Origin of the sequence: Bartonella sp. SD1336NMGDW (genome assembly GCF_042193565.1) — a bacterium.
Taxonomy (GTDB): Bacteria; Pseudomonadota; Alphaproteobacteria; order Rhizobiales; family Rhizobiaceae; genus Bartonella; species Bartonella grahamii.
Map to the genome: position 1 here is coordinate 48329 of NZ_JBHILW010000011.1, position 9152 is coordinate 57480.

3 protein-coding genes and 1 pseudogene are annotated in these 9152 nt (G+C 37.5%); all 4 read left to right on the forward strand.

What is annotated here, in order from left to right:
• Nucleotides 1–156: 156 nt before the first annotated feature.
• A complete protein-coding gene (locus tag ACFIKH_RS06960) occupies nucleotides 157–357 on the forward strand; it encodes an AlpA family transcriptional regulator (protein ID WP_015856773.1) in 201 nt (66 codons plus the stop codon).
• 99 nt (nucleotides 358–456) lie between these two features.
• Nucleotides 457–1358: pseudogene (locus ACFIKH_RS06965) on the forward strand (toprim domain-containing protein).
• Between the two features lie 12 nt (nucleotides 1359–1370).
• Nucleotides 1371–2978, forward strand: coding sequence for a YfjI family protein (locus ACFIKH_RS06970; protein WP_375671291.1), 1608 nt, complete (start codon nucleotides 1371–1373; stop codon nucleotides 2976–2978).
• A gap of 584 nt (nucleotides 2979–3562) precedes the next feature.
• On the forward strand, nucleotides 3563–8527 hold the full coding sequence (locus ACFIKH_RS06975; RefSeq protein WP_375671293.1) for a DEAD/DEAH box helicase: 4965 nt from the start codon (nucleotides 3563–3565) through the stop codon (nucleotides 8525–8527).
• Nucleotides 8528–9152: the final 625 nt, after the last annotated feature.

The window sequence follows — 9152 nt, forward strand, 5'->3', positions numbered from 1 at the left end:
TATTTTATCCATAACGGATAATACAATCACAAATTATTGCTTCTCTTGATAAAAAATCACAAGATATTGTTTTTTTGCTGGAAAAGTTTGCTACGAATTGCTATTTATATATAGTTAATAAACAGTGATTCTATCATTTAATATAAAGGGGATTCCATGATTCCAAACGGACCACTCCTCACAGTACGTGAGAGTGCAAAACTACTTAATATAAGCGTTTCAACACTTTGGCGGCGGGTCGCTGATGGCTCAGTACCAAAGCCTTTAAAGATTGGTTCCTTAGCGCGCTGGTTACAATCTGACCTTTGCGATGTAATCGAAAAGGCAAAAAACCAACGTGGCAACGACGCCGCCTAAAGAAAACTTCGCCTTATAGGACAGACAAAGTATTTCGACTTTCGCAAATCCCGAAATAACAGAATCTGTCCTGTAATGCAAGTAGCAGGAAGGGATTTTATGCATTTTACAAATGCTACAACAAGCAATGCTTATGCATTGCATACAACAGCTCAAAAAATTACTTGTGCATTACGTGGAGTTTGGCATGGGCGTTATGGAATAGCCCGTTGCCCTGCTCATGATGATAGGCTGCCTAGCTTATCCCTTGCCAATGGACATGATGGGCGTCTTTTACTCTATTGTTATGCTGGCTGCTCTTTTAGAGAGATCATACAAGCGCTTATTAGAATTGGATTGCTTGGAAAACAAGCTTATGATCAGACGCTCTCTTTCTCAAAACAGATTTCTGCTGATCTCAAACGAGCAAAACAGAAAGCAGAGAGAGCAAAAGAAATTTGGCAACAATGCCAACCAATCAAAAATACTTTAGCAGAAACCTATTTACGCATGCGGGGTATTACATGTGATTTGCCTGCTGATTTACGCTTTCACGACAACTGTCCGCGCACCCATTAGGAATGACACTACCCGCGTTGGTGGCTCTTGTTAAGGGTGCTGGCTCCTTTGCTATTCATAGGACCTTTTTACAAGCCAATGGCTGCAAAACAGACCAAAAACCAGCAAAAGCCATGTTGGGATCTGTAACGGGTGGCGCAGTGCATTTAAGTCAAGCCAATCCAAAACATCTGGTCATTTGTGAGGGCATTGAAACCGGTCTAGTTCTGCTGTCTGGGTTATTAACAGAGCCCGTTGATTTATGGGCGTCTCTTTCAACCAGTGGCATGATGCGTGTGAATTTACCCCATACAAAAGGGCGTCTCACCATTGCAATGGACGGCGATGATGCGGGTCGTAAAGCAGGTTTTACCCTCGCTGCGCGTGCCTATAACCATGGCTTTGAGGTCTTTATGATGCAAGCTCCAAAAGGAACGGATTTTAATAACGTATTACTTTCTTAAAAGAGGGAAACTATGAAAGATAGTAATTTACAAAACAATAATGAAAATACTCCCGTCAATGATAACGATAATGTCTCTTTAAACGAAAATACTTGTTTAAAAGCCATTTCTTATGAACAAGCCTTGCAACAAAATGGTTGGGGGCAATTAAAACCGATTGCTACGGCTCTCTTACCTGTCGAGCCTTTTAGCTTATTACAGCTTCCAATGCCATTAATGGACTATATTTATGAGGTTGCCGATCTTCAACAATCTTCTATCGATTTTATTGCTATTTCTGCTTTATGTGGCTTGGCTGCTGTCATTGGCAATGGCGTGCGGATTGCTCCCAAAAAACATGATAATAATTGGAAAATTGTTCCTAATCTCTGGGGTGCTCTTGTGGGGCAACCTTCAACACTCAAAACACCTACCATGCAAGCCGCTTTAACTCCTCTCTATGCCTTTCAAGAGGAATGGCATCAAGAATGGTTAAAGAAGAAAGAACAGCAAGAAAAGAAAGATATTCTTATTGAATTAGATAAACGAGAAAAGAAAAAACAAGCCTATAAAGCACTCAAAGATCAAGATGAGGAACAAGCCCTTGCCCTTCTTTCACAATCTATTGAACACAAAGAAAGTGATGATAACACTCTTGATAAACGACGTCTTATTGTCAACGATGTGACTGTCGAAAAGCTTGGGGAACTCTTAAAAGAAAACCCCCGTGGTCTCTTGATGGTACGAGATGAATTGGCTGGGTTTTTAGCTAATATGGAAAGAAAGGAATACCAAACAGACCGTGCCTTTTATCTAACAGCTTTTAATGGCAATACGTCATACACCTATGACCGTATTGAACGTGGAACCATTCATATTCCCAATGCAACCATTTCCATTATTGGGGGCATTCAACCCTCACGCATTATTCCCATTATTCAAGCCATGTGCCATGGAATAAATGATGATGGTTTCATGCAACGATTTCAAATGATTGTATGGCCCGACGAACGAAAAAAGCGGTTATGGACGGATAGACCTCCCAATCAAAAGGTATGGGAAAGCTATCAAGGGGTCTTTCGTTCTCTTTATGATAAACCGTTAGGCTCACCAAAGCATCCGATAACCATACGCTTTTCTGCTGAAGCTCAAGAAATGTTTCGTGTATGGTGGGAAAATTTTCAGAAAAAAATAAATAGTGGTCATTTCTCTACAAATTTACAATCGTATCTTTTGAAAATGGATAAAACCATACCAACACTTGCGTTGATTTTTGAATTGACCGAAGGGGGTCGTTTTGAAATCAATAGAAATGCTCTTGAGAGAGCCTTGTATTGGGAAAAATATCTGTTAAGTCATGCCAAACGTCTTTATGCGGCGCATGATACATTAGCAACAGAAAGTGCAAACTTGCTTGTCAAGCGCTGTGATTATTTACCTAATGTTTTTACTGCACGGGATGTTTATAAACGTGATTGGAAATGTTTAAAAGACAATGAAGCTGTGAAGCAAGCTTTAGAGCTTTTATGCCGTTGCAATTATATTCGTGAAATCTCTGGAGACAATAACTCCCAAGGCGGTCGACCTACCATACGCTATGAATGGCATCCTTTAGTGAAAAGTCATAAAACATTTCAATGAATGAATTTTAAATTCCAATAAAACATATAACTTATGTATTCATAAAATGAAACCTTCAAAACATTTCCCATCTATTGGTTTTGGAGGTTTTGGGGGTTTTGGAGGTGCTTTTTATTCCCCTCTTTATATATTTTAAAAATCAAAATAAAAGTCACTATATTTCAATATGTTAATTTTTATCAACTTTTCAAAAAACAATCTATATCAACATTACAACCTGTAAATTCAACTTATAGCATAGGTTTTGTAGGGGTTTTGGGGGTATAGGGGGGTATATGCTTTTTATCTTTCTTACAAAGCAAGCAATAAAAGCCTATCAAAACATACATTCTGATATCTTAAAAGCACATATCAAATTTGTCTTTTTTCCATAAAACGAACAGCAAATTTCACTATTTTGCTGATCTTACCTCATGTCATAGGCTGTGGATAAGTAGCCTTTAATAAAATTTCTTTTTAAGCAGGTTGTGGGTCTTTTTTTATTTTATTATTGCTATTTGCTTTAAATAGATCTAGCAGATTCTATTTAAAGTTTTTTGACATCGATAGATCAACGCTTATAAAGCGGTGGGGTTTTATTATAAATGCTTCAATCTCATAACAAACCACTGACATTACGCTCTCTGTTACAATCCTACCGTGATCATACAGAAAGTGCGCGCGATAGAGGAACTTCTTTTGAAAAGTTTGTAATTGCTTATTTGACGCAAGACCCTCTACAATGCCAAGAATATGAAAAGGTTCAAACCTATTGTGAATGGGCAAAAGAGCATGGGGAAGATGGACGTGATATTGGCATTGATCTGGTTGCTAAAATTCGTGATGAAGAAGGATATGCCGCTATTCAATGTAAGTTTTATAGTGCAAATCATCAGATCAAGAAAGAAGATATTGATAGCTTTATAGCAGCGTCTGGCAAGAAAATATTCACACGCCGTATTCTGGTTGATAGCACCGAAGGTAATTGGAGTAACAATGCCGATCTCACCTGTGAAGGACAAGGAGTCCGCATTCAACGGATTAATCTTTTTGATCTGGAAAACAGTCAAATAGATTGGTCAACCTTTGAAAGCAAAGGGAAAGCTACTCTTAAGAAAAAAGAACCGAAAAATCTTTTAGATCATCAACAAGAAGCGCTTAAAGCTGTTTGTGAAGGGTTAAAAGAAGCAGACCGCGGCAAGCTGATTATGGCGTGTGGAACGGGAAAGACCTTTACCAGTCTGAAGATAGCAGAAGCTCTTGCTGGTCAAGGTAAACGTGTTTTATTCCTTGTCCCCTCTCTTTCTTTAATGTCACAAACAATAAGAGAATGGACAGCAGATACAGCAATCCCCTTGCGTTCCTTTGCGGTGTGTTCTGATACACAAGTTGGCAAGCGTCGTAAAGCCCAAGATGATGCTGCCGAACTCGATGTCTCGGATCTCGCTCTACCAGCAACAACAGATTCTCAAAAGCTTGGAGAAAAAGCCAATAAGACTTCTCCTGATGCCATGACTGTGGTCTTTGCTACCTACCATTCGATCCAAGTGATTTCGGATGCGCAAAAGAAATATGCTTTACCGGAATTTGATCTGATCATTTGTGATGAAGCACACCGTACCACTGGAGCTGTGTTAGGAACAGACAAGAGTGAATCTGAGTTTATCAAGGTTCATGACAATAGCCTTATTCGGGGCAAGAAACGTCTGTATATGACCGCAACACCTCGTATCTTTAGTGATAATGCCAAAAAACAAGCTAATGAGATTGATGCCGTTCTGGCTTCTATGGATGATGAAGAGCTTTATGGCAAAATCCTTTATTCTTATAGTTTCTCCCATGCTGTAAAAAATGGACTTTTAACGCCTTACAAGATTATCGTTTTAGGTGTTGATGAAGGAGAAGTGAGTAAATCTATCCAGCATCTGATGACAGATAAGAATTATGAACTTATTCTTGATGATAGAACAAAGATCATGGGTTGTTATCAAGCTCTTACCAAAATGGATCTGAAAATTGATCTTGGAGATGATACAAGACCCATGCATCGGGCTTTGGCTTTTTGTAGAGATATTAAAACTTCTGAACGCATATGTAGAACATTCAACGATGAAGAAGTTAAGAAAGATTTACGTGATCTTCATGAAAACCATAAAAATATTCCCCCTCTTAACTGTCAAGCAGATCATATTAATGGAAAATCTGGTGCCAAAAACCGTACGATAAAACTTGACTGGTTGAAAGAAGATGCGGGTGAGAATGTCTGCCGTATATTAACCAATGTACGCTGCCTTTCAGAAGGTGTTGATGTTCCTTCCCTTGATGCAGTTATGTTTTTACACCCGCGTAAAAGCCAAGTGGATGTGATACAAGCAGTGGGACGTGTGATGCGTCGTGCAAAAGGCAAAAAGATGGGTTATATCATTTTGCCGGTTGGTGTTCCTGCTGGTGTTTCACCAGAAGAGGCATTAAAAAACAATAAGAGATACAGTGTTGTCTGGCAAGTTCTTAATGCTTTGCTTGCCCATGATGAGAATTTTAGTAAAATCCTTAACCAGATGGTCTTAGGGCAAGACGTAAGCTCTATTATCGACATTGTTACAGTTTCTAAAAAGACCGAATTAGAGAATGTCACCACGGTTATTGACGAAATCCCGCTCCACGAAAAATCGGAACAATCCGGACTTCAAATTGGGACACAAGCTCATGAACCGCAACATAGTCATAGCGTAACAGGAAGATTACCCTTTTTTGTTGAGTTTCCCAATGCTCTCAAAACACTGATTGTTAAAAAATCTACCATGAGTGATTATTGGGGCATTTGGGCTGGCAATGTTGCTGAGATTGCACAAAACCATATCACACGCCTTCAAACTATGCTTTCTGATCAGACAAGCGAAGCTTATCATGCCTTTGATGCGTTTTATAAGGAATTAAAAAACAACTTAAACAGTGAGATAAAGCAAGAAGAAGCGATTGAGATGTTAGCGCAACATCTTGTAACGCGTCCCGTGTTTGAAGCCTTGTTTGAGGGCAATGAATTTGTACAAAACAATGCCATTTCTCAAGCAATGGAAAAAATCTTAACAGAACTCGATAAAACCAATATTGAGGAAGAATCCAAAGAATTACAAGAGTTTTATGACAGCGTAAAGTTCCGTGCCTCTGGCATTACCGAACCACAGGCAAGACAAAATCTTATTATCAAACTTTACGAAGATTTTTTTACCAAGGCATTTAAGAAAACCACGGATAGGCTTGGCATTGTTTATACCCCCGTTGAGGTTGTCGATTTTATCATTCATTCTGTTGATGATGTGTTGCGTAATGAGTTTGGAAAAAGCTTGGGGTCACGCGGTGTCTCTATTCTTGACCCTTTCACTGGAACGGGTACCTTTATCACAAGGCTTTTACAATCAAAGCTCATAAAACCAGAGGATATGGAATATAAGTTCCGTCATGATATCCATGCCAATGAGATTGTTTTGCTAGCGTACTACATAGCAGCCATTAACATTGAATCGACTTATCATAGTTTGAAGAAAGGAGAGTATATTCCTTTCAAACATATTGGTTTAACCGATACATTCCGGATGCTTGAAAAACAAGATCTGATGAAAGGTTTACTAGAGGAAAACAGTGCATATTTAGAACTTCAGAAAAATCTAAACATCGAAGTTATCTTTGGTAATCCCCCTTATTCTATGGGGCAAAAAAGCGAAAACGACAATGCAAAGAATACTTCTTATCCGATTTTAGATAAACGTATTAGTGAAACTTATGCTGCTCATTCAAAAGTAACAAATATAAGAGCACTTTATGATAGTTATATTCGTGCCATTCGCTGGGCAAGTGACCGTATAAAAGATTGTGGTGTGATTGGTTTTGTTACAAATGCCGGTTTTATTAATGGAAGTTCTATGGACAGTCTACGAAAATGTCTCGTTGAGGAGTTTTCGAGCCTTTATATTTTCCATTTGCGGGGAAATGCACGAACGTCTGGAGAAGAACGTAAGAAAGAAAGTGGTGGAATTTTTGGTGAAGGCTCTCGGGCGCCTATTGCTATCTCTATTCTCGTAAAAAATCCAAACGCACAACAGCGTGGTAAGATATATTTTCGTGATATTGGAGACTATCTCACGAGGCAAGAAAAGCTTACAATAATTGAATCCCTTGGAAGCATTGATGGTATTACACGAAGTAAACAAGGTTGGCAAATAATAAAACCGGATAGACATAATGATTGGCTTAGTCAACGCGATGACAGTTTCAAAACATTCCTGGCTCTAGGTGTTAAAAAAGGGTATGATAAAAAGCTTTTTAAAAACTTTTCTCGTGGCATTATGACGAGCCGTGATGCTTGGACATACAACTCAAGCTGTGAAGTTTTGGCAAAAAATATGCGTAATATGATTGCTTTCTATAATAGCGAGGTAAAACGTTTTAATGATGCCTATCCACATACTGATAATAAAATACGTGCAAATGCTGTAAATAGCTTCGTAAATTCTGACACGAAAAAAATTAGTTGGAGCTATAATCTCAAAAAAGACTTGGTAAAAGGAAAGTCTTTCAATTTTAAGGAAAATTACCTTATCAAAAGCTTGTATCGTCCTTTTACACAACAGTGGCTTTATTGTGATTCTGCTCTCAACTGCGATGGTGCTTATCAGACGCGGATATTCCCGATAGGGCAAGCGGTTGAAAATAAGGTAATACAAGTTACAGGCATAGGAGCAAGAAGATTTTCTGTATTGATGAATAAAGCTTTACCTAGTTTAGATGCAATAGAAAAAGGTCAATGCTTTCCACGCTACATTTACGAAAATACTACGATCTCAAAAAATAAAAATGAAAAACAGTCACATTTGTTTGCAAATGCTACAGAAGAAAGCAAAACAGCTGGTTTACAGAGGCGTGATGCCATTACTGATGAAGGATTAGCACATTTTAAAGCTGCTTATCCGAATGAAAAAATCACTAAAGATGATTTGTTCTATTACGTCTACGGATTGTTACATTCGGAAGATTATCGTGCTCGTTATGCTGATAACCTCTCTAAAGAATTGCCTCGCATCCCTTGTGTAAAGAATGCTGATGATTTTTGGAAATTTGTGACAGCAGGACATAAATTGGGTCATTTGCACGTGAATTATGAAACTGTAGAACCTTATCCCGTGACCTTTAAAAAGGGTAATCCAAAATTTACAGAGATCTCTAATCCTGAGAAATTCTATTACGTTACAGAAATGAAATTCGCAAAAGCAGGTAAAGAAAAAGATAAATCAACTGTTATTTACAATAGCAATATCATCATGACAGATATACCTCTTGAAGCTTATGAGTATATCGTCAATGGTAAACCCGCTCTTGAATGGGTTATGGGGCGTCAATGCGTAAAGACTGATAAAAAGAGTGGCATTGTGAATGATGCCAATCACTATGCTGTTGAAACCGTTGGCAACCCTGCTTATCCATTAGAGTTGTTTCAAAGGGTTATTACCGTAAGTTTAGAAACAATGAAGATTGTTAAGAACTTACCAAAATTAGAAATAAGAGAAACTGAATAAGCTTATTAAAGCATGCTCACATAATGAGTGTGATAACCTTACAAGGGGTATAAGGTCTTATAACCATATAATCTATACCTCTCTTGTTAAATTGCTTACATACAATCTTTAAAAGGAATGTTTATATGCATTATTCTAAAAAGAAGAAACTTGCACTTTTAAATACTCTTATTTTGATTGCTTTAAGACTTTTAAGAAATCCCATCTTAAAGTGAATACGCTTCTTTTACATTGCCTTTAAGAGGTTATACCGTAATCTAAAATGATAGCTTTATTGTTATCAGAAGCTTTGTTTAAAGAGAGTTATGTATATTCATTTTTTTATATTACTTATAGGTTTTGAAGGTTTCTCAAACCCCCAAAACACCTACAAAACCCTCTTAAATATATATTAAAGATTGTATTTATGTTTTGTGTTTAATATAGGTTGTTTATTTGAAAGATTAACATATTGAAATATAATAACTTTTATTTTTGACTAAAAAATATATATAAAGGGGGGGTAAAAAGAACACCCATAACCCTCAAAACCTTCAAAACTAAGTACTATAATAGTTTTGATAGCATTTCTTATGATTATAATCCCTTTCTTTTGAAAGGCTTTAAAGGATTATATGCTTTTCAT

Coding starts and splice junctions, on each gene's coding strand:
- ACFIKH_RS06960 (WP_015856773.1), top strand. CDS start 157: ATGATTCCAAACGGACCACTCCTCACAGTACGTGAGAGTGCAAAACTA.
- ACFIKH_RS06970 (WP_375671291.1), top strand. CDS start 1,371: ATGAAAGATAGTAATTTACAAAACAATAATGAAAATACTCCCGTCAAT.
- ACFIKH_RS06975 (WP_375671293.1), top strand. CDS start 3,563: ATGCTTCAATCTCATAACAAACCACTGACATTACGCTCTCTGTTACAA.